Annotated in this window: 20 protein-coding genes and 1 pseudogene; 10 read left to right on the top strand and 11 right to left on the bottom strand. The window is 43.7% G+C overall.

Annotation, left to right across the window (positions count from 1 at the left end; translation table 11 throughout):
- From L4C54_RS06150 to L4C54_RS06140, 3 genes are read right to left on the bottom strand one after another with little or no spacing between them, the layout of a single operon-like run.
- Entirely contained in the window at positions 1-1605 is a 1605-nt protein-coding gene (locus L4C54_RS06150; RefSeq protein ID WP_428807481.1) for a carboxyl transferase domain-containing protein, read from the bottom strand.
- A gap of 43 nt (positions 1606-1648) precedes the next feature.
- The gene (locus L4C54_RS06145; protein ID WP_428807480.1) at positions 1649-2818 is read right to left on the bottom strand and encodes an isovaleryl-CoA dehydrogenase; all 1170 of its coding nucleotides are present in this window, start codon (positions 2816-2818) and stop codon (positions 1649-1651) included.
- Positions 2819-2855: 37 nt separating this feature from the next.
- Positions 2856-3242 (bottom strand): MerR family transcriptional regulator, encoded by a 387-nt coding sequence (locus L4C54_RS06140; RefSeq protein ID WP_428807479.1) that lies wholly within the window; start codon positions 3240-3242, stop codon positions 2856-2858.
- A gap of 195 nt (positions 3243-3437) precedes the next feature.
- Here L4C54_RS06140 and L4C54_RS06135 point away from each other — a divergent pair, with 195 nt between their 5' ends.
- The 8 genes and pseudogenes from L4C54_RS06135 to L4C54_RS06100 all read left to right on the top strand — a co-directional run bounded on the left by L4C54_RS06135 (position 3438) and on the right by L4C54_RS06100 (position 12124).
- Entirely contained in the window at positions 3438-4709 is a 1272-nt protein-coding gene (locus L4C54_RS06135; RefSeq protein ID WP_428807478.1) for a thiolase family protein, read from the top strand.
- Positions 4710-4833: 124 nt separating this feature from the next.
- Positions 4834-6327 (top strand): CoA-acylating methylmalonate-semialdehyde dehydrogenase, encoded by a 1494-nt coding sequence (locus L4C54_RS06130; RefSeq protein ID WP_428807477.1) that lies wholly within the window; start codon positions 4834-4836, stop codon positions 6325-6327.
- A 71-nt stretch (positions 6328-6398) separates the two neighbouring features.
- Positions 6399-7553: an acyl-CoA dehydrogenase family protein gene (locus L4C54_RS06125; protein WP_428807476.1), complete on the top strand. Its 1155-nt coding sequence runs from the start codon at positions 6399-6401 to the stop codon at positions 7551-7553.
- 60 nt (positions 7554-7613) lie between these two features.
- Positions 7614-8423: an enoyl-CoA hydratase gene (locus L4C54_RS06120; RefSeq protein ID WP_428807475.1), complete on the top strand. Its 810-nt coding sequence runs from the start codon at positions 7614-7616 to the stop codon at positions 8421-8423.
- Positions 8424-8490: 67 nt separating this feature from the next.
- Entirely contained in the window at positions 8491-9678 is a 1188-nt protein-coding gene (locus L4C54_RS06115; RefSeq protein WP_428807474.1) for an enoyl-CoA hydratase/isomerase family protein, read from the top strand.
- A gap of 70 nt (positions 9679-9748) precedes the next feature.
- Entirely contained in the window at positions 9749-10654 is a 906-nt protein-coding gene (gene mmsB / locus L4C54_RS06110; RefSeq protein ID WP_428807473.1) for a 3-hydroxyisobutyrate dehydrogenase, read from the top strand.
- A gap of 23 nt (positions 10655-10677) precedes the next feature.
- Positions 10678-11436: an SDR family oxidoreductase gene (locus L4C54_RS06105; RefSeq protein ID WP_428807472.1), complete on the top strand. Its 759-nt coding sequence runs from the start codon at positions 10678-10680 to the stop codon at positions 11434-11436.
- Positions 11437-11526: 90 nt separating this feature from the next.
- A pseudogene (locus tag L4C54_RS06100) lies at positions 11527-12124 on the top strand (cupin domain-containing protein).
- 27 nt (positions 12125-12151) lie between these two features.
- Here L4C54_RS06100 and L4C54_RS06095 read toward each other — a convergent pair.
- From L4C54_RS06095 to L4C54_RS06065, 7 genes are all read right to left on the bottom strand, one after another.
- Complete coding sequence (locus L4C54_RS06095; RefSeq protein ID WP_428807471.1) at positions 12152-12493, bottom strand: Fis family transcriptional regulator; 342 nt, start codon at positions 12491-12493, stop codon at positions 12152-12154.
- 123 nt (positions 12494-12616) lie between these two features.
- Positions 12617-13153 (bottom strand): nucleotidyltransferase family protein, encoded by a 537-nt coding sequence (locus tag L4C54_RS06090; RefSeq protein ID WP_428807470.1) that lies wholly within the window; start codon positions 13151-13153, stop codon positions 12617-12619.
- 142 nt (positions 13154-13295) lie between these two features.
- Complete coding sequence (locus L4C54_RS06085; protein ID WP_428807938.1) at positions 13296-13685, bottom strand: MAPEG family protein; 390 nt, start codon at positions 13683-13685, stop codon at positions 13296-13298.
- 57 nt (positions 13686-13742) lie between these two features.
- Entirely contained in the window at positions 13743-14282 is a 540-nt protein-coding gene (locus L4C54_RS06080) for a GNAT family N-acetyltransferase (RefSeq protein ID WP_428807469.1), read from the bottom strand.
- A gap of 200 nt (positions 14283-14482) precedes the next feature.
- Entirely contained in the window at positions 14483-14827 is a 345-nt protein-coding gene (locus L4C54_RS06075; protein ID WP_428807468.1) for a YajD family HNH nuclease, read from the bottom strand.
- 189 nt (positions 14828-15016) lie between these two features.
- Positions 15017-15829 (bottom strand): family 16 glycosylhydrolase, encoded by an 813-nt coding sequence (locus L4C54_RS06070; protein ID WP_428807467.1) that lies wholly within the window; start codon positions 15827-15829, stop codon positions 15017-15019.
- A 250-nt stretch (positions 15830-16079) separates the two neighbouring features.
- Positions 16080-17801 carry an electron transfer flavoprotein-ubiquinone oxidoreductase gene (locus L4C54_RS06065; RefSeq protein ID WP_428807466.1) on the bottom strand — a complete coding sequence of 574 codons (1722 nt, stop codon included), beginning with the start codon at positions 17799-17801 and terminating at the stop codon, positions 16080-16082.
- A 125-nt stretch (positions 17802-17926) separates the two neighbouring features.
- Between L4C54_RS06065 and L4C54_RS06060 the strand changes: the two genes are divergently transcribed.
- Positions 17927-18706, top strand: coding sequence for an electron transfer flavoprotein subunit beta/FixA family protein (locus L4C54_RS06060; protein ID WP_428807465.1), 780 nt, complete (start codon positions 17927-17929; stop codon positions 18704-18706).
- A 33-nt stretch (positions 18707-18739) separates the two neighbouring features.
- On the top strand, positions 18740-19729 hold the full coding sequence (locus L4C54_RS06055) for an electron transfer flavoprotein subunit alpha/FixB family protein (RefSeq protein ID WP_428807464.1): 990 nt from the start codon (positions 18740-18742) through the stop codon (positions 19727-19729).
- Here the strand turns inward: L4C54_RS06055 and L4C54_RS06050 are convergent.
- On the bottom strand, positions 19712-20785 hold the full coding sequence (locus L4C54_RS06050; RefSeq protein ID WP_428807463.1) for a GGDEF domain-containing protein: 1074 nt from the start codon (positions 20783-20785) through the stop codon (positions 19712-19714). The genes L4C54_RS06055 and L4C54_RS06050 overlap by 18 nt on opposite strands.
- Positions 20786-21017: the final 232 nt, after the last annotated feature.

Here is a 21017-nt window from a genome sequence, read left to right as displayed (position 1 = left end):
CTACATACGGAAAATCCCAAATTCACTCTCTTTAACAGGTGCATTCAGCGCAGCTACTAAAGCTTGACCTAAGACAGAGCGAGTCTCTTTAGGATCGATAATGCCATCATCCCAAAGTCTTGCACTGGCATAGTATGGGTGTCCCTCTGTTTCATACTGTTCAATAATGGGTTGTTTAAATTGTAGCTCGTCTTCTTCGGTCCATGGTTCATCGTTGCGTTTTTTAATATCGCTTTTCACTTGAGCAAGCACACCCGCGGCCTGTTCACCTCCCATAACGGATATGCGTGCGTTCGGCCACATCCATATCATAGTAGGATCATAAGCGCGCCCACACATACCATAATTACCCGCACCATAAGAACCGCCGACGATAACAGTGAACTTAGGAACATCAGCGCAAGCGACTGCCATCACTAACTTTGCACCGTGTTTGGCTATACCTTCCGACTCATATTTCTTACCGACCATGAAACCGGTGATGTTTTGTAAAAAAAGCAGCGGGATTTTCCGTTTGGCGCAGAGCTGAATAAAGTGTGCGCCTTTTTGAGCTGATTCCGAAAATAGAATGCCATTGTTGGCAACGATTCCGATAGGGCGGCCGTAAAGATGCGCAAAACCGCACACCAGTGTTGTGCCATAGAGCGCTTTAAACTCATCGAAGTCCGAATCGTCTACTACTCGCGCGATTACTTCTCTTACGTCAAAGAGTAGGCGCAAGTTGGCATTGACGATCCCGTATAAATCGTTGGCATCGTATCTGGGTGGAAGTATGGTTTTGTTTGGTGGCGTAGGTGGGCTTAGGTTCGTGCTAGCGAGCGCCTCCCGTGCCAGTGTTAGTGCATGGTGGTCGTTGTTTGCGTAGTAGTCAGCAACACCAGATTTTTTACAGTGGACATCTGCTCCGCCGAGCGCTTCGTCTGTGACAATTTCTCCTGTTGCTGCTTTGACAAGTGGTGGCCCAGCTAAGAATATGGTTCCCTGATTTTTGACGATAATAGAAACGTCAGCCATTGCTGGAATATAAGCCCCGCCCGCGGTACAAAGACCTAATACAACGGCGATTTGGGGTATGCCTTTGGCTGACATGCGAGCTTGGTTAAAGAAGATTCGGCCAAAATGATCTTTGTCGGGAAAGACGTCTGCTTGATGGGGGAGATTTGCGCCCCCAGAGTCGACCAAATAGAGACATGGCAGTTGGCATCGTTCTGCAATTTCTTGCGCTCGAAGGTGCTTTTTAACGGTTAATGGATAATAGGTGCCACCTTTGACCGAAGGATCATTGGCGATGATCATACAATTAATACCTTCGACCAACCCTATGCCGGCGACAACTCCGGCGCAAGGAATTGAATCATCATAAACCCGCCACGCAGCAAATTGTCCGATTTCTAGTAGCTCAGTCCCATCATCAAGTAGCGCGTTGATACGTTCACGAACTGGTAACTTCCCTTTAGTTCGCTGACGCTCAATCGCTGCTTTTCCACCCCCTTTCTTAATGGCGTTTAAGTTGGCGGTAAGGTTAGAAACGAGCTCACTCATGACTTTCATATTCTCTTTGAATTGAGGGTCATTGGGTTTTGCTTTGGTCAGTATTACGGCCATTTAACGCTCCTTTAAGCCTTCATTGTAAGGGCAAAGATTCTAGCTATTTTGACTCTTCAAAAAGTTCTCGCCCAATCAGCATACGTCGAATCTCAGAGGTGCCGGCACCAATTTCATACAGTTTTGCATCGCGTAAGAGTCGGCCAGCGGGAAATTCGTTGATGTAACCATTACCCCCAAGAAGCTGAATCGCATCTAATGCCATTTGTGTCGCTAATTCGGCGCTATAAAGAATGACACCAGCGGCATCTTTTCGTGTTGAATCTCCTCGGTCACAGGCAGCAGCAACGGCATAGACATAAGAACGGGCGGCATTCATCCGAGTGTACATATCAGCGACTTTGGCTTGTATCAGTTGAAACTCACCAATAGCCTTACCAAACTGTTTACGATCGTGGACATAGGGAATAACTAAATCCATACACGCTTGCATAATACCTAACGGTCCAGCCGCAAGAACCACACGCTCGTAATCAAGACCACTCATCAGCACTTTTACACCTTGATTTAGCTCTCCGAGGATATTCTCTTTAGGAACTTTGCACTGTTCGAAAACAAGCTCACACGTATTTGAACCGCGCATTCCAAGCTTGTCGAGTTTCTGAGCGTGGCTGAATCCTTCAAAACCCTTTTCAATAATGAACGCCGTGATCCCGTGAGACTTGGCCTGTGAATCGGTCTTAGCGTAAACCACTAACGTATCAGCGTCTGGCCCGTTGGTGATCCACATTTTGGTGCCATTGAGAATATAGGAATCATCAATTAAATCCGCTTTTAGCTGCATGCTCACAACATCCGATCCCGCATTGGCTTCACTCATTGCCAGAGCGCCGACATGAGAGCCATCAATAAGCTTGGGCAGGTATTTCGCTCGTTGTGCTGGGGTGCCATTTCGGTAAATTTGATTCACGCAAAGGTTAGAATGTGCTCCATAACTGAGGGCAACAGAAGCCGAAGCCCGGCTTATCTCTTCCATTGCGATTACGTGGGCTAGGTACCCCATATCGGCACCACCGTATTCTTCACTGACTGTGACGCCCAACAACCCCATCTCCCCGAACAATTGCCATAGGTGGTTTGGGAATTGATTTTCTTTATCTACGTTTGCCGCGATGGGAGCGATGTGCTGCGTTGCGAATCCGTTTACATGCTCGCGAAGCATATTAATGGTTTCATCGTGTCCGAAATTTAATGGCTGAAATTGACTGTTCATAACGCCTTCCTGATTATGTTGTATCAACTAATTCAGACTATCCCTCTGAAGGAGGATTTGAGCGACTTAAAGCTTGGTGACAACGATCTTTCGCTAAGTTGAGCTCGCTCATCACGACGTTAATGTCATCGAGCTGTCGTTGAAGGGTGTCTTGTTTATCTTCAATGATAGATAACATTTTGATTAACTGGCTATCGCATTGGTCAGTGTCATATAGCTCGAAAAGCTCTCTTATTTCTGCTAGAGAAAACCCTAAACGCTTACCTCGTAAGATTAACCTTAAGCGAATTTTGTCCCTATGATGGTAGACGCGAGTGCTCCCATTTCTTGTAGGGTAGATGAGCCCCATGTCTTCATAAAATCGAATACTTCGGGTTGTTATTTCGAATTCTTTGGCCAATTCGCTAATTTTAAATGTTTCCATTTATTGACCTCCTCTCCCTTCTTTGCGTGAGACTGAGCAAAGAGGAAAGCGTGTGCAAAATGCTTTACATGTTGTCATTTTGTTTCTTGACGTTTACGTAAATGTTAGTGCTATGCTTACGTAAACGTCAAGAAATCACAGTACGAAAGATAACCAGTTTAGTATTGTGTTTTTCTCTAGCAATGGAGAGGGCGAATGGATAAATCCATTTGGATAGTGTCAGCGAAACGAACGCCATTGGGTAGCTTTCAAGGCATGCTCAGTGATTATTCTGCACCAGATTTGGGGAAACACGCGATTCGTGCCGCTGTAGATGCAGCGCCTGTGAACCCTGACACCATCAGTGAAGTCATTATGGGTTGTGTATTACCGGCTGGCTGCGGACAAGCTCCAGCTCGACAAGCTGCGCTCGGCGCTGACCTTCCATATTCTGTCGCTTGTACCACCATTAACAAAGTCTGTGGCTCGGGAATGAAGTCCGTCATGCTCGCATACGATCTCATTAAGGCTAATTCTATTGATACCGTTGTAGCTGGTGGAATGGAGAGCATGACCAATGCACCATATCTGCTCAAGGAGTCTCGTGGTGGTATGAGGCTCGGTCATAAAACAACATATGATCATATGTTTTTGGATGGCTTGCAGGATGCCTATGAAGGCGAATTGATGGGGACTTACGCGCAAACTATTGCTGACAAGCTCGATATATCACGAGAAGAGATGGATGAATGGGCAACTCAATCGGTGACGCGGTCACGTGAAGCGGGCCATCAACAGTTATTTCAAGATGAAATAGTCCCGTTGGCGATTAAAGGGAAGAGTCACAGTAAAACTAGTGATGCTCCCGAACAGTCACTGGACTTTGATGAGCACCCGAGAGAAATCGATCTAAATAAAATTTCGTCGTTACGAGCTGCATTTTCGAAGAATGGCAGTGTCACTGCTGCAAACTCAAGTTCTATAGCAGATGGCGCGGCAGCTTTACTAATTATGGACTCGGAAGCCGCGAAAAAGCAGGGTCTAAAACCCCTGGCCATTATTAAGGGCCATACGACGCATGCAAGAGTACCAAACGAATTTACCATCGCCCCTGTCTTTGCAATAAAACAGCTACTTTCTGAACTTGATTGGTCGATAGACGAAGTCGATCTATGGGAAATCAACGAAGCCTTTGCTGTGGTGACTTTAATCGCATTGAAACAATTAGGGTTAGATAAAGATAAGGTGAACATTAAAGGCGGAGCGTGTGCGCTTGGGCATCCCATTGGTGCAAGTGGGGCAAGAATTATCGTCACGCTTATCCATGCATTACGCCAGTTGGGTGACAGTAAGAGAAAAGTACTTGCTGAAAGCAGTGATGCAACACTTGAATCAGAATCTGAACCCACAAGTACTTTTCGTGGCGTTGCATCTCTTTGCATTGGCGGTGGTGAAGCGACTGCAATCGGTATTGAAGTGCCATATTAAATTGAAGCTAACGCTAGATTAAGCGTTATTGTTTTCGAGAGCATAATTGGGTTGAAAGCGGTTTTCGTGACAGGTTTAGTTTGGAAGTGGAAAGCAGTAAAGATCAACATAAAAGGATAGAGCTATGAATCAGTCTGTACCCTTATTTATTGATGGGAAATTTAGTCAATCAACGACCGATGAGTGGATTGATGTTACCAACCCTGCGTCTAATGAAGTGATTGCAAAGGTTCCTTGTACAACAGAGTTGGAGATGACGAAAGCCGTAGAAAGTGCCGCTGAGGCATTTAACGTTTGGAGAAAAGTCGCGGTGCCGGAAAGGGCAAGGCTGATGCTCAGATATCAACATCTTCTGAAAGAGAATCACGATCAAATTGCGACTCTGCTTTCCCAAGAAACAGGTAAAACGGTAGTGGATGCAAAAGGGGATGTTTGGCGGGGAATAGAGGTCGTCGAGCAAGCCGCCAATATCGCCAGTAATATGATGGGGGAGATGGTTGAGAATGTGGCCACCGACATCGACAGTTATTCGTTTATGCAGCCCCTTGGTGTGTGCTGTGGTATTACGCCTTTTAATTTCCCTGCAATGATCCCACTTTGGATGTTTCCCATCGCGATTGCTTGCGGTAACTCTTTTATATTGAAGCCTTCCGAACAAGTCCCGCTGACTTCAATTCGTCTTGCTGAGCTCTTTGAAGAGGCTGGCGCACCTGCAGGGATTTTACAGATCGTTCATGGAACCAAACATCAAGTTGATTTTCTTCTTTCTCATCCTGATATTCGTACCATCTCTTTTGTCGGTTCAGTGCCAGTAGCGCAGTATATCTATCAACAAGGTACCCAGAACTTCAAGCGAGTTCAGGCCTTTGCTGGGGCTAAGAACCACATGGTTATTATGCCTGATGCTAATAAAGCCCAAGTTGTTAGCAATTTAGTTGGAGCCTCTGTTGGAGCGGCAGGTCAACGGTGTATGGCTATTTCGGTAGCGGTATTTGTCGGGAGTGCAAAAGAGTGGATAGCGGACTTGAAGCAGGAATTGTCAAAGATTCAACCAGGCATGTGGGATGATCCCGATGCGGGTTACGGGCCACTGATTAGCGCTCAAGCGAAGCAACGAGTTATAGGGTTGATTGAAGAGGGAAAAGCTCAAGGCGCGACGTGTGAATTAGATGGAAGTCAGTGTGTTGTGGAAAGTAGCCCGAATGGAAACTGGTTAGGTCCAACGTTGTTTAGTGGTGTTAGCACCGACATGTCGGTTTATCAGCAGGAGATCTTTGGCCCTGTGTTGTTGTGCGTCGAAGTCGATACGTTACAAGAGGCGATAGCGCTTGTGAATAATAACCCGTATGGCAACGGCACCTCTATATTTACTGCCAATGGCGGCGCTGCTCGACAATATCAACATGAAGTTGAAGTCGGTCAGGTGGGGATCAATGTTCCTATCCCCGTGCCATTGCCTTTCTTTTCTTTTACAGGTTGGAAAGGAAGCTTCTATGGTGATTTACACGCCTACGGAAAACAAGCGGTTCGATTTTATACTGAGACAAAAACCGTTACAGCTCGTTGGTTCGATGATGATATCCCAACAGGCCCCAACTTCACTATTCAACTGAAATGATATGTGTGTCTTGCAGGTTCAAAGGTCGACACCAAAGATAGACATCAAGGAGAGGTTTCAAGGAGTTGGTTATGGATTTTGAGTTAAATGAAGATCAGAGAATGTTTGCCGATACCGCTCGTCAATTTGCAAATGAAAAGTTGGCACCCATGGCTTCTGAATGGGATGAGAAGTGTTTCTTTCCAAAAGAGATATTGAGGGAGGCGGGTGAATTGGGTTTTTTGAGCCTTTATACACCGGAACAACAAGGTGGCTTAGCGCTTAGCCGATTAGATTCATCGATAATATTTGAACAGCTCTCTATGGGGTGTACGTCAACCACTGCTTTTATGACTATACACAATATGGTGACTTGGATGATCGCCAGCTTCGCGACGAAGCAGGCGAAAGACGAATTTTGTCCAAAACTGGTCACCGGAGAATGGCTGGGATCTTATTGTTTGACAGAGCCAAACGCGGGCTCAGACGCAGCTTCTCTTTCAACTAGCGCAAAAAGAGTCGGCGATAAATACCTATTGAACGGTGGCAAAGCGTTTATATCAGGAGCCGGTGAAACGGATGTGCTTGTCGTGATGGCAAGAACGGGGGACAGTGGTGCAAAAGGCGTTTCGGCCTTTGTTATTCCTGCCAATGCGACAGGGGTGAGTTATGGACGAAAAGAGCCAAAGATGGGGTGGAACAGCCAACCAACACGTTCTGTTTCCTTTGATAACGTAGAACTACCTTTGTCGTCATTACTAGGTGAAGAAGGGCAAGGTTTTCACTTTGCTATGAAAGGCCTTGATGGTGGGCGGATTAACATTGCTACTTGTTCAATTGGCACGGCTCAACAAGCGCTCAATCAAGCCACACAATATATGCAAGAGCGTAAGCAGTTTGGGAAGAGCCTTTCACAGTTTCAAGGGCTTCAATTTAAATTGGCCGATATGGCAACAGAGCTTGTTGCTGCACGTCAGTTGGTTCGTTATGCCGCCAGTAAGCTTGATAGTCAAGACCCTGAAGCAACCGCTTATTGTGCTATGGCAAAACGCTTTGCAACCGATGTTGGATTTAAAGTCTGCGATCAGGCGCTTCAATTGTATGGTGGCTATGGCTACATCAAAGAATACCCATTAGAGCGTTACTTCCGTGATGTTCGAGTACACCAAATCTTAGAAGGGACCAACGAGATCATGCGGTTGATTATCGCCAGACGGTTGTTAGCTGAAGGGGCGGAGATACTGTAATGAAAAATCTCGATGAGTTGATGAACGTTCGTAACTTTAAGGAATTAAAGGGTGTTAGTTATGTCTGATAAATTGAATGGTATTCCTTTGTCGTCACAGAGCCTTCTTGTCTCTGATGTTGAAAATAACGTTGTTGTTATCACCATGAACAACCCGCCCGCCAATACGTGGACAGCCGAAAGTTTGCGTCAGTTGAAACGACTAATCGAACGACTTAATCACAATAAAGAGGTTTATGCCCTGGTTATTACAGGCCAAGGTGAAAAATTTTTTTCTGCTGGTGCCGATTTAAAACTGTTCGCTGATGGCGACAAAAAGGTTGCTCTAGAAATGGCGGTTGTCTTTGGCGAAGCTTTTGAAGCGTTATCTGGATTCAGGGGAGTATCAATAGCGGCAATTAATGGTTATGCAATGGGTGGTGGTCTTGAAGTCGCGTTAGCCTGTGATATCCGTATTGCTGAAGTTCAAGCGGTAATGGCGCTGCCAGAAGCCCGAGTCGGTCTGCTTCCCTGTGCTGGAGGTACCCAAAATTTAACCGCTTTGGTTGGAGAAGGCTGGGCAAAACGCATGATTCTTTGTGGAGAACAGGTAAGTGCAGAACGTGGTTTAGGTATACGTTTGGTTGAAGAAGTTGTCGAGAAAGGAGTCGCATTAGAGAGTGCGATATCGTTGGCACAATCGGTTGGAAATCAATCTCCGTGTTCTGTAAATGCGTGTAAACAGCTGATTCAAAATGGTCGCACATCACCACTGTCGCATGGCTTGATCAAAGAACGTGAGCTGTTCTTAAAGTTGTTTGATACCGAAGACCAAACTGAAGGTGTACAGGCGTTTTTAGAGAAACGTCAACCTGATTGGAAGAATCAATGATTCAGTAATAAATGAGTAAAACTGTTTAACTTTAATGATTTAATTTAAGGCGCATTGAGGGTGTTGTATGTCAGATAATGTGAAGTTTGAGCAACGAATGTGCGCAGATGGTAATCATCAGATTGGGATAGTGACGCTCGATAATCCGTCATCACTAAATGCTCTAACCTTTGATATGTTGTCCCAGCTTTATGATCTCCTACTGCTTTGGCGCGATGATCCCAGTATCGCTTGCGTACTATTAGAGGGCGAAGGAAGTAAAGCATTCTGTGCCGGTGGCGATGTTAGGGCGATGCATGATGTGATGAGTAATAAGACAAAAGCACTAGCCCAGGAATTTTGCACCTCCTATTTCACTTTAGAGTATCAATGTGACTTTCTCATTCACACCTACCCAAAGCCAGTAATTGGTTGGGGAGAAGGGATTGTAATGGGCGGTGGTATGGGCTTATTCATGGGGGCTAGTCATAAAGTTGTTACACCTAATTCGCGCCTCGCAATGCCAGAGGTCACTATAGGGCTTTATCCTGATGTGGGCGGCACTTGGTTTCTTAATCGGTTGGATGAGGGGATTGGGCTGTTTCTAGGGCTGACGGGCGTCATGGTTAATGCAAGTGACGCTGTGGACATTCGCTTAGCTGACTGCATGTTATTAGCTGAGAGTAGAACTCGGTTGATTGAAACGCTACAAATTCAATATTGGCCGAAACAACACTTGTCTGACGGAGTGGATGAAACCCTTGAAGAGTCGCATAACATTGTCTGTGACGTTCTAAGTTTGTTGTCTGAGCATGCAGCAGCCGATATAGAAGAACAAAGCCCTACAAAACAGCTGATGCCTTTCTACGCAAAAATCAAAGCGGCTTGCCAAGTTGGTGATATTACGAATATCTGTGAAAAGATTAGCCAAATCGACATTGAAGGTCACACCGAACAAGAAGCTAAATGGATGGCAAGGGCGCAGCAATCTCTTCGCTCGGGCAGCCCGATCACAGCTCATTTATGCTATCGACAAATTATGCAGTATCACTCGTTATCACTGGCTGACTGTTTCCGCCTTGAACTTGGCCTGTCGGTTAGCTGTGCATTACTGGGTGAATTTCAAGAGGGTGTACGCGCTAGATTAATCGATAAAGACGGAGAACCTCGCTGGTTATATACCACTATTGAAGAGGTTGATACGGGTGTTATCGATGATCTTTTCATGTCGCTATGGGAGCCAGAATCTCACCCGCTCGCTTTGTTAGGTAAGTAACCCGTTTACGTTAGTGAGTTTCAACGTCGCCAATGGGGCGTCAATTATCAAGTGAAGAAGGAGTTTTATCATGACAACAATTGCTTTTATTGGGCTTGGTAATATGGGCGGTCCAATGGCGGAGAATTTACTCGCAGCAGGGTTATCTGTTCAAGTCTTTGATTTGAACCAAGCGGCTGGCCAACGGTTATCAGGGTTTGGCGCAAAGGTCGCAAGCTCTGTTGAGCAGGTAATTCAAGGTGCTGACACTGTGATTACGATGCTGCCTGCCGGAGAGCATGTACGAGCAGTCTATTTAGGTGATCATGACGGTGGAAAAGGGCTATTAAACTTGGTGGCCGATGGCACGTTCTTAATCGATTCATCAACCATCGATCCTGAATCAGCACGACTGGTGGGTAATGAAGCCCATAAAAAAGGGTTAGAGTTCGTCGATGCACCGGTTTCAGGCGGCGTTGCGGGTGCGAAAGCCGCAACGTTAACCTTTATCGTTGGTGGTTCGGATGTTGGATTTTCAAAAGCGCAAACGGTCTTGAAGCATGTGGGAAAAAATATTTTTCATGCGGGTCAGGCTGGCGATGGGCAGATGGCCAAAATCTGTAACAACCTGATGTTGGGGATTCTAATGTCGGGGACGTGTGAAGCTCTCAATCTTGGTATTGATAATGGACTCGACCCCAAAGTGCTATCTGACATTATGCTACAAAGCTCTGGGCGGAATTGGGCACTGGAGCTATATAATCCATGTCCTGGCGTTATGGAAAATGCCCCTGCAAGTAACGAGTTTCAGCCTGGGTTTATGAGTAAGCTGATGCTAAAGGATTTAGGGTTAGGGGCGGAAGCTGCACTGAAGAGTCAGTCATCCATACCAATGGGATCACTCGCTAGAAGTTTGTACGCATTTCATAATGCAAATGGGAATGAAGCACTTGATTTTTCGAGTCTCTTTGAGTTTTATCAGCGAGAGAAGAAGTAGAGCACGGATGACGGAGTAAATGTATGGATCTAAAACAGAGTGTTGTAGCTATTACGGGGGCAGGGCAAGGTCTAGGGCAGATGATGGCTATAACGTTAGCTCAAGCAGGGGCTCAGTTAGCGCTTATTGACATGAATGAAGACGGCCTTAAATCGACTCAAGATCAGTGCCATATGTTAGGTGTGAAAGCGATGACCTATCGTGTGAATGTGACCAATGAAGCAGAGGTTGAACAGGTATTTTCAGATGTTGTTGAGGATTTTGGGCAGCTTGATGGCTTGATTAACAATGCGGGTATATTACGAGATGGTCTGCTGGTTAAGGTAAAAGATGGAGAGATGACTAAGATGTCACTTGAGCAGTTCAATTCAGTGATGGATGTTAATGTCACTGGTACTTTTTTATGTGCTCGTGAAGCGGCGGCTAAAATGATTGAAACGGAGAGAAAGGGCGTAATCATTAATATCTCAAGTGTCGCTAGAGCTGGGAATATGGGGCAAACGAATTATGCAGCCTCCAAAGCGGCAGTGGCGACAATGGCGACAACGTGGGCCAAAGAGTTAGCGCGTTATGGAATACGGGCAGCGGCTATTGCACCGGGTATTGTGAAAACCGCGATGGCTGAGCAGCTTAAACCAGAAGCGATTGAACGGCTCAACAGCATGGTACCTGTCGGGCGCATGGGACAGCCAAGTGAAATAGCGCAAGCGGCTAAGTATATTTTGGAAAATGACTATTTTTCCGGTCGAGTATTAGAAGTCGATGGTGGTATGAGAATGTAGACAAGTGGTTGGCCTATCGATATTAGGACTCTCACTTATTCATTGTTATCATTCCGTTGATTACCATCACTCACTGTTTCATGAGGCTCTATGTCTACTCATATAAACGCAGACTTTACACAGCGTATCGTTATTCGGCCTGAAGATTATCAGTGGGTCGATTCTCCAATGCCCGGAGTGGAGCGAATGATGCTTGATAGAATCGGGGATGAAGTAGCACGAGCCACAACCATTGTTCGGTTTGCACCGTATAGCCAGTTTTCTCCACATCTGCATTCTGGCGGCGAAGAGTTTGTCGTACTAGAAGGTACCTTTTCAGATGAGCATCAAGACTATTTTTGTAAAATTGCATCAGTTTGATCCTAATGACACAGAACAGAAAGCTATCGATACTCAGATTGAGCCTTGGCACCAAGGTCTAGTGGAAGGGCTCAAGGTCATGCCATTGCACGAATTTGAAGGTGAGCACGTCGCGCTAGTCAAATGGGCACCCAATACGGAATTCAGTAGTCACCAACATTGGGGGGGAGAGGAGATCTTGGTATTAGAAGGCACGTTTTATGATGAACATGGTGCTTACCCAGCCGGTTCTTGGCTACGCAGCCCTCACTTGAGTCAACATAACCCCTTTACGAAAGAAGACGGTGCCTTAATCTATGTAAAAACAGGGCACTTGGCGAGCCTGTAGAGAACTCTTGATAATGCCTATTGAATCCTAACCTAACCGTTTAGCCCAATTGCCATTATGATCACTTGTGCAGTTTTCTTCTGTATCGTACGAGATATGTTCAGCGGTATTTTTAAATGAAACCCCAATGCTAGCCAACTTCTGGTGGATTAAAGCGGTAAGTACTTTTTCGTCTCCTTTAATGGTAAAGGTCGACAGCTGTTCATTGGTGTCGAAAATACAAATAATCTTTAGACTTTTTGGAAAGCTTGCATAATTTACGGTGTGGGTAAGCCACTGAAGCCCTGGATGTTCTTCTATAGCGGTGTCACACACATCAGTTAATATTACCCTAAGCTGATTATCGATTTTCTTATCTGTCTTTCGCATATACTTGGTGGCTCTAGTCGTTTGCTATCAATTTTGGACGTTGGGCTAGTCTCTTGATTTACTCCGGTGATGTCAAGATTTGGGTGCTCGTGCTCATGGCAATAACAGTAGCCCTACGAAGTGCTATTTAACCACATTCAAATTTGGCCACTGTACTAACCAGTTTTTAGATTTTATACGATGTTCAAAGATATCGAGTTTACGCTTGGGGTTATGCGTGATTTTCAGATCAAATAAAGAATCGAACCCGAATGCCGAAATGCACTCGTATTGTGAGCTTGTGAGTAGACGTATACCAACGGCGGTTTCTTTTTCCGGCCAATAGCTCATTGCGTCAATGGAACTAAGATAAGGTTCGTCGTTATTGCGTTTATGCATGAATGCTTGATTTCGAACTTGCCAATTTACGTGAGGCATCATCATTTTAAGTCTTTGCTCATACAGAATGTGAGTATTTGTGTCTAATTCTCTAGGGTTAAAATAGATAACATCTATGTCATTTAAGGGAGTCGCTAGTGGCGTTTGGTGTAAATGATCCCAAACCAAGTTTCGAACGAACCCTGCAGCAATGTAACATTCGGGCAGATTAAGTTGGAATACACACTTTAGCGCTTCAATTCTCAACTTATCTTGTTTGACTAGCTCTACGACCGTTTCCATTTACGTTCCATGTCATTGTTTTCATTCACCTCTCATTATAAATGATGGTTGCTAGCTATTTAGCAAATAAAATGAGTTTCAAGAGACCTTCTAGTTGGCAACCATATCTAAATATAGTACCTAGTCAGAGGGGAAATAGAGGCTATGCGTTCTGCAAAAGCAATTCAATCCATAACCCAATGACACAGAGGAAGGACAACCAAAATGAGATCATTCGATGGACGATTTTATTGTAAGTTAAATGAACATAGGAATGGATGTATCTAAGAAGAACGAATAGCCAAGCAAGAAAGAGAGCTAACATACTTTCGAAGCCTAAGCTTATGTATAGGGTACCAGCGACGTAAAATAGTATGGGTATCTCAAATTGATTATTAAAGTTACGAGTCGATTTTGTAATTGAAGCGGGAACCTCGTAGCCTTCCATCAACCTAAAGTACCGAGCATTAACAACCCCATTTTTGACATTACCAAACCTTGTTTTTAGAGCTGTTAAACCAACAATGAAGGTAAGTAAAACCATTAAAGCCATTGGATAAAGCAAGGTTGCCTCCTTATAGAAGAATGAGATTGATAAAAATCTCTATTTTTATGTCGTGATACTGTTAAACGTAGCATAGTTAATCCAATACCTAGCCAACGGGACATTAAATACTTTACCTTTAACGATGTTCTCGAACTCTCCCCCATTGGCTTCGATTACTTTTCTAGAGGCAATATTATCTTCGTCTGCGGTAATCAGTATTTTAGGAATACCTAGGGCTGTAGCTTTGGAAATAGCGAGTTTAAGCATCGTCTTTCCGTAACCTTTCCCTCTAAAAGATGGTGCTATATCGTACCCAATATGACCTGCTTCGATAGTAAGAAATTCATTTTCAATGTTATGACGAACCCGAATCGCTCCAAGGATTGTATCTTCTCCATTCACCAACCAGAAATGGCTACAAGGGACGTAGTCTTCTCGCAAATTGATGCCGTTAGATTCATCTGCCAGTCGTTTAACATAACGGATAAAGTCTGTTTTTCCTTCTGCGTAATATTCTGAATTTTCGACATCATTTGACGAAAAATCTTCAACAAAAGTTTTGAATGACGATTCAAGTGAAAGAGTGGGTGCAACTAACTCCATGTTGTTGGCCTTATTTTAAATCTATTCCATTGTGAATAGAGATACATTACACGCGCTGAGAAACATTGGTCAAATAATGCGTAATTTATTGAGTTAACTTAGTTATATAGGTAGTTAAGGGGGAGGGGATAAACTAAAAAGCCTGTCAGTACCGAGGTAAAAACAGGCTTTAACAAACTAGCGATAGGTAATGAACAACCCTATTTTTTCATTAACTTAGCTAGATCAGCGAATGGGTTGTGCGTTGCACTTTCATGATCATCTAGCTTTGCTTGTGCATCAACACCGTAGCGGTCGTGGTCAGTGTATTTAGAGTGTTCGTGATCATGGCAATAAAGGCATAACAATTCCCAGTTACTACCATCTTCAGGGTTGTTGGTATGGTCATGATCTTTATGGTGAACGGTTAGTTCGCGAAGGTTAGAGTAAACGAATTCACGTGCGCAGTTACCACATACCCAAGGGTAAAGTTTTAATGCTTTATCGCGGTAGCCACTTTCTTTGCTTTTATAGGCGGCGCTAGCGCCAGTGTAATCTGAAGACATTTCTCATCCTGCCGTATTTATCTTAACTTAATGTATAATCTTGCTTAGTGTTTTAGCGATATCTTGTCTCTGATATCTTTCACTAAAGTGTACCATAACAGTTGAAAAACGATCGGTTCCTAATTCGGATTGTTATCAAAAGCAATAAATCCGTTTGCTTGGGGGCTAATGGTTGGTTAAATAGTGCGATTACTCGTTGTTATTGAGCTTTATCCCTGTGACTTCAGAGGTTAACGCCAATATTAGCTTACCGTCGATGACATCCGCATTATCATGAGAGAACGTCACAAGGTTGCTTTCAAAGCCCCAATCACCTTTTCCCCATCTTGAGTAATCGAAATCATCAAAATCATCACGCCAAGCAAGAGTGAAGTCACCCTTGTCGTAGCTATAGTATTCAATCCAATCGACTACTTGATAAAGAGGTAACGATTCTACTTCGAACTTTCCAACCCAACCGATGGCCTCTGAGATCCAAACGTTCATTCGATAACTTTGTGGACTGTCACGCATATCGATGACTTGTTGGGAGTGAGAGCCAAGCTCTTTATGAATGGTATCGCTATTTACTTGCCACTCAATCTTGTCTGGAGTCCAAATCAAGGTGTATTGATTGAAATCGTTAAGGTTGGCGACAGAGTGTGTATTTTCAGAGTGAAGCCGATTTGATGCTAATCCTGTGATCAAATTCGTTTGTAGTTGGTTAGGGTGCTTACCGATTGCTTCAATATCGATTTCACGCCATGGGATCCCACCTTGCCATGATTCATTATCGTAAGTGAAAAATGACGATACAACGCCGGGGCTAGACACCATTTTCATACGAACAACAAATTTACCAAATTGAACTTTTTCGTGGCTATAAACCTCTGCGCCATATAAGGAAACGTCGGATTTATTGAGTTGCCCACTGTTTGCATGGCTGTCTTGGTTTGGGCTTTGGTGTTCGGTGGAACAGCCTGTAATAGCGAGAGCAGCGGAAAGGAAAATAAGCTTTTTCATATTACTTCTCTAGTGTGATTAAAAAGAATCGATTTCCATCTATGATTAAATCGGCTACTAGTTGACGTTGAAGTAATTTGGAATAGTGTTCAATCTACATTAAGCACTATATTTGGTTAATGTGCTTAGCGTAGAACTGAGTGGCTAGGACGTGAAACATTTGACATGTATTTGTGCTGCCCGAACTCAGACAATGTGATACTAACCAATTGAAACTCCGTAAAGGAATTGTACTCAGATCAGCTAAATATCACATATTTTTATAATTAGGGCCTCCACCCCCTTCAGGTGATTGCCATGTGATGTTTTGACAAGGATCTTTTATGTCGCAAGTTTTACAGTGAACGCAATTAGCAGCGTTGATCTGGAGTTTTTTCTGACCTTCTATTTCGATAACTTCATATACTCCAGCAGGGCAATACCTTTGAGCTGGTTCATCGTAATCCGGTAAGTTTTTAGCAATAGGTAGTTCAGGGTTTGCAAGAATCAGATGGCAAGGCTGGTTTTCTTCATGTTGGGTTCCGGACAGATAGACGGATGACGGTTTATCAAAGCTGAGCTTACCATCCGGTTTTGGGTAGTGGATAGGCTGAGAGTTAGTACTCATTTTTAGTCGGCTATGATCGTTCTCAAAATCTTTTATGTTCCAAGGGATTTTGTGTGTAAGAACTCGAGCACAAACATTGTGTTCGAATGACGCTAGAGCGCCTCCTAAAATATCACCGTATTTATGTATGCCCGCTGAAAAATTTCGTGCTTGGTTTAGCTCTCTATACAACCATGACGACTCAAATAAAACCTGATAGTCAGGCTCAATGTTGGCGCTGTCATTTGCGAGTTCGTAAGCGATGGCTTGTGCTGCCAACATTCCCGATTTCATAGCACTATGACAGCCTTTAATTTTAGAAGCGTTCAACGTACCAGCATCACAACCGATTAAGACACCACCGGGAAACTGCTGTTTTGGCAGCGAGTGAAGGCCGCCTTTAGCAATGGCTCTCGCTCCATAGGAAATTCGCTCAGCTCCCTTTAAATAGCGGCTAAAACTAGGGTGGTGCTTTAATCTCTGAAATTCATCAAAAGGACTTAGGTAGGGATTGTCATAGTTAAGGTCAACGATTAAACCAACCGCAATTTGATTGTCTGCTAAATGATAAAGAAAACCGCCGCCGGAACTTTTCGATTCGGATAGAGGCCAGCCTGTACTGTGTACCACGTTACCTGCGCAATATTCATCCGCGTCGCTTGGCAACTGCCAGATTTCTTTTAGCCCCAATGCGTAATGCTGGGGTTGTTTATTGACGTCCAGATTAAAGCGCTCAATCAGCTGTTTTCCTAAATGGCCTCTCGCACCTTCTGCGAACAGAGTATATTTTCCTTTAAGTTCAATTCCGGCTTCAAAGTTGTTTTTATGTTCCCCGTTTCTATCTAGCCCCATATCAGATGTGTTGATCCCGGTAACTGAGCCGTTATCGTCATAGTTAATACTCGCAGCTGCAAAACCGGGGAATATTTCCACACCAAGTTCTTCGGCTTGTACTGCAAGCCATTGGCAAAGCTTAGATAAACTGATGACATAGTTTAAGGGTTCGTCCCTATTGTCACTTCCACCATGGTCACTTCTACTATTGTCGCTTCCACCATTGTGCATTGGCCTTGGTGTTAAAGCATGGGGGATGGTGACATGATTGTATTGAGTAGTTAGGTAGACTAAGTCTTCACTCTTTACTGGCGTTGAAATTGGAGTGTCCATTTCTCGCCAATTTGGAAAGAGCTCATTGAGCGCGGTTGTTTCAAACAGAGCACCTGAAAGAATATGGGCACCAACCTCTGCCCCTTTTTCAACGACGCAAATTGTACGTTCTTGTCCAGCGTTTGATTGGTTTAACTTAGCGAGCTGACAGGCTGCGGAAAGGCCTGCAGGGCCAGCACCTACTATAACAACGTCGAACTCCATGCATTCTCTGTCCATGATGTAAACCTGCCTCTACACATAGGTATTACCGTTAAATATAGTCCAGTTGACGTAAACGTAAACTCAACTAAGCTCAAAATTAAGGCTTGCACGAACCGCATTCATTGAAAAAGGAACGCATTGTGAAGGTATTAGTAGCGATAAAGCGCGTTGTTGACCCTTACGTAAAGGTTAGGGTGAAGCAAGATGGTTCCGGTGTTGAAACGAACAATGTAAAGATGACAATGAACCCGTTTTGCGAAATTGCCGTAGAAGAGGCTGTTAGGCTAAAAGAGTCGGATGCCGCGGACGAAGTTATTGTTGTGTCCATAGGGGATAATACCTGCCAAGAACAGCTACGTACTGCTCTTGCGTTAGGTGCTGATAGAGCGATACATGTTGATACTACGGATGTGTATACGCCTGGTATTGATAACCAAAAACCAATTGAGCCATTGACGGTTGCAAAAGTACTTCATGCCATAGTGACCAAGAATTTGTGTGAGCTTGTTCTATTAGGTAAGCAATCCATCGATAGCGATAATAATCAAGTCGCGCAAATGCTGGCGGCGCTAATGGACAGCCCTCAAGCAACCTTCGCATCTAAGCTGGAAATAGAATCCGATAATGCCGTGGTTACCAGAGAGATTGATGGTGGGTTAGAAATACTGAAAGTGAAGCTCCCTGCTGTAATAAGTACTGATTTACGCCTTAACGAACCCAGATATGCGTCTCTTCCTAATATTATGAAAGCCAAACGTAAGCCACTCGATATCTTAACACTCAACGATCTTTGTATTGAGGCGGTATCGCATCAAGAAATCTTAGAGGTATTTAAGCCTACTGTTCGTGAAGCCGGTGTCATGGTTGAAAGTGTTTCTGAGTTGGTGGATAAACTTAAAAATGTGGCAAAGGTTATCTAGTTTTAGGGTACTTTTAGTTAAAGGAGCGGTTCAATGATTGACGATAATATAAACGCACTTGTTATTGCTGAACATGATAATCAAACCATTTCGATTGATACGTTAAAAACGATCAGCGCGGCAAAGACTCTAGTTAAACTCAACGCATCGACACCCACATCAATATCGGTTTTAGTTATTGGTAACGACTGCCAATCTGTAGCGGGTTCGGCTTCCGGAATAGAGGGTGTGACTAATGTTATCGTTGCAGATGCTCAATGTTATCAGATTTCGTTAACGGAAAACCTGTCGAAGCTAATAGTGAAATACATTCAAAGTGGTGTTGAGGATGAAGCTCCTGTCACGCATGTATTTACTTCAGCGACGACGTTTGGCAAGGATTTAATGCCTCGTGTTGCTGCGTTACTCGGTGTTGGTCAGTTATCTGATGTTATAGCGATTGAAGCGCCGGATGTGGTTGTTCGACCAATATATGCTGGTAATGCGTTAGCTAGAGTTAAATCAAACGATCCGATTAAAGTCATGACGATTCGCAGCTCTGCCTATGATGCGGCTGAAATGAATTCTGATAACCAATGTAAAATAACGGAATTCAATGAAGAAATTTCTGCGTCTGATACGGAATTTGTGTCTCAGCAAAAAGTGAAAACGTTACGTCCTGAATTACCGGCTGCAAGAGTCGTCATTGCAGGAGGAAGAGGGCTTGGAAGCAAAGAGAACTTTGCGTTGGTTGAGCAATTAGCCGATAAATTGGATGGAGCGATTGGAGCATCTCGTGCTGCCGTTGATGCGGGGTTTGTTGCCAATGATTTGCAAGTTGGGCAAACCGGTAAAATAGTTGCGCCTGAGTTGTACATCGCCATTGGTATTTCCGGCGCTATTCAGCACTTAGCAGGGATGAAAGATTCTAAAGTGATTGTTGCTATTAACAGCGACCCAGAAGCTCCAATATTTGAAATAGCGGATTACGGGCTAGTGGGTGATCTATTTGAGCTGATGCCTGAGCTAATCGATTCCGTTTAAATTACTTTTACTGTCCACTTCCTTTTTATTTTTCTTGTTTTGATACATCAGTTCATCGGCGGCTAGTAGCAGTAATTTTGAATCTAATGGATGAGTTGATGTTGAAACCGCGACACCGGTACTGCACGTTTGATCTGGACCACACATGGAGTATTCATATTCAATTCTTCGTGCCATTTTAATTGCATCGGGGTGATTACAATCTGGAAGAATAATGCAAAATTCATCGCCACCGCATCGACATGGAATATCAGTCTCGCGTATTAAACTTCTAATCAATGAGCCAAAGTTTCTTAACGCTTCATCCCCTTTAGCATGCCCTTGTTCGTCATTGATGCGTTTTAAATTATCAATATCAATGTAAATGACTGCTAAATCATACTGACGTCTTAAGGCGAGTTTCAGTTCTTTCCTTAACGACTCATCCATCATACGGCGGTTGTATAGGCAGGTCAGTTCATCCACTCTCACCTGAAGTTCTAAATATTGGGTTCTTTTTGCTACTTCTTCGTTTAGGTCGTTTGTGTAGTGGCTTTTAAGATCGTTAATAAGGCTATTAATATAAGTGTCCAAGACCAGTGTAGTATCGAAATAGAAGAGTTTATCTAGGGTGGTGAGAATTGCGTCAACTTCTATATTGCTGCCATTGTCGTCTTTTATCGTCGAAAAAATGATGCCTTTTAACTGCCTCATAGCAGTAAGGTATAGCTTGGGTTCAACCCCAATTCTTTTATGTACCGCTCCAATAATTAGTCGTCCATTGGCATACTCTTCGTCATACACACCATTAAATAGTTCAATGATGTATTGAGACTGGGCATCTTTTACGTGTTGTAGTACATCTGGGTCTTGTAGCAGTGCGACGACTTCTGCATTTTGAAGCTGTTTGTCGTAAAACTGTTCAACAATAGATTCAATGTTTTTATGAATTAGAGGCTGGTACTTTAAAAGTTTGGTTAATTCCGCAAGGTCTAAACCTAACATATCAAAGCGACAGTCTATCTCTTGTTGTGAAATGGTAAGTTGAGATTGTTTACACTGCTCATTAATTGTCATGTGTTTAACTCCAAAGCCTGAAATTTAAAGAGTTAGATACCGTTGTGTGGTGAAATTTTGAGATGATTTCTGAAAGGATAACTATGCTGTTGATCGATAAAAATAGGTCACGGAAGTGGACGAGAGAAAGTACGGGCAGGGAAGAAAATAAATCAAGCCAACGCATAAGCACTCCCTAAATGATGGTGTGCTTTAAATTATAGGCGTTATATGTTTATTTGCGCAGTTAAGT

The organism is Vibrio lamellibrachiae (assembly GCF_050337265.1).
In the GTDB taxonomy this organism is placed as follows: domain Bacteria; phylum Pseudomonadota; class Gammaproteobacteria; order Enterobacterales; family Vibrionaceae; genus Vibrio; species Vibrio kyushuensis.
The sequence above is the reverse complement of the archived record's forward strand: the minus strand, read 5'-3'. Positions and strand labels throughout refer to the sequence as shown.

What these genes read in the sequence shown, in the direction of transcription:
- L4C54_RS06070 (WP_428807467.1), bottom strand. Translation starts at nt 15,829, where the DNA reads ATGAAAAAGCTTATTTTCCTTTCCGCTGCTCTCGCTATTACAGGCTGT.
- L4C54_RS06050 (WP_428807463.1), bottom strand. Translation starts at nt 20,785, where the DNA reads ATGACAATTAATGAGCAGTGTAAACAATCTCAACTTACCATTTCACAA.
- L4C54_RS06095 (WP_428807471.1), bottom strand. Translation starts at nt 12,493, where the DNA reads ATGCGAAAGACAGATAAGAAAATCGATAATCAGCTTAGGGTAATATTA.
- L4C54_RS06080 (WP_428807469.1), bottom strand. Translation starts at nt 14,282, where the DNA reads ATGGAGTTAGTTGCACCCACTCTTTCACTTGAATCGTCATTCAAAACT.
- L4C54_RS06140 (WP_428807479.1), bottom strand. Translation starts at nt 3,242, where the DNA reads ATGGAAACATTTAAAATTAGCGAATTGGCCAAAGAATTCGAAATAACA.
- L4C54_RS06090 (WP_428807470.1), bottom strand. Translation starts at nt 13,153, where the DNA reads ATGGAAACGGTCGTAGAGCTAGTCAAACAAGATAAGTTGAGAATTGAA.
- L4C54_RS06115 (WP_428807474.1), top strand. Translation starts at nt 8,491, where the DNA reads ATGTCAGATAATGTGAAGTTTGAGCAACGAATGTGCGCAGATGGTAAT.
- L4C54_RS06085 (WP_428807938.1), bottom strand. Translation starts at nt 13,685, where the DNA reads ATGGCTTTAATGGTTTTACTTACCTTCATTGTTGGTTTAACAGCTCTA.
- L4C54_RS06150 (WP_428807481.1), bottom strand. Translation starts at nt 1,605, where the DNA reads ATGGCCGTAATACTGACCAAAGCAAAACCCAATGACCCTCAATTCAAA.
- L4C54_RS06065 (WP_428807466.1), bottom strand. Translation starts at nt 17,801, where the DNA reads ATGGACAGAGAATGCATGGAGTTCGACGTTGTTATAGTAGGTGCTGGC.
- L4C54_RS06055 (WP_428807464.1), top strand. Translation starts at nt 18,740, where the DNA reads ATGATTGACGATAATATAAACGCACTTGTTATTGCTGAACATGATAAT.
- L4C54_RS06105 (WP_428807472.1), top strand. Translation starts at nt 10,678, where the DNA reads ATGGATCTAAAACAGAGTGTTGTAGCTATTACGGGGGCAGGGCAAGGT.
- mmsB (WP_428807473.1), top strand. Translation starts at nt 9,749, where the DNA reads ATGACAACAATTGCTTTTATTGGGCTTGGTAATATGGGCGGTCCAATG.
- L4C54_RS06130 (WP_428807477.1), top strand. Translation starts at nt 4,834, where the DNA reads ATGAATCAGTCTGTACCCTTATTTATTGATGGGAAATTTAGTCAATCA.
- L4C54_RS06135 (WP_428807478.1), top strand. Translation starts at nt 3,438, where the DNA reads ATGGATAAATCCATTTGGATAGTGTCAGCGAAACGAACGCCATTGGGT.
- L4C54_RS06120 (WP_428807475.1), top strand. Translation starts at nt 7,614, where the DNA reads ATGTCTGATAAATTGAATGGTATTCCTTTGTCGTCACAGAGCCTTCTT.
- L4C54_RS06145 (WP_428807480.1), bottom strand. Translation starts at nt 2,818, where the DNA reads ATGAACAGTCAATTTCAGCCATTAAATTTCGGACACGATGAAACCATT.
- L4C54_RS06075 (WP_428807468.1), bottom strand. Translation starts at nt 14,827, where the DNA reads ATGTCTTCAGATTACACTGGCGCTAGCGCCGCCTATAAAAGCAAAGAA.
- L4C54_RS06125 (WP_428807476.1), top strand. Translation starts at nt 6,399, where the DNA reads ATGGATTTTGAGTTAAATGAAGATCAGAGAATGTTTGCCGATACCGCT.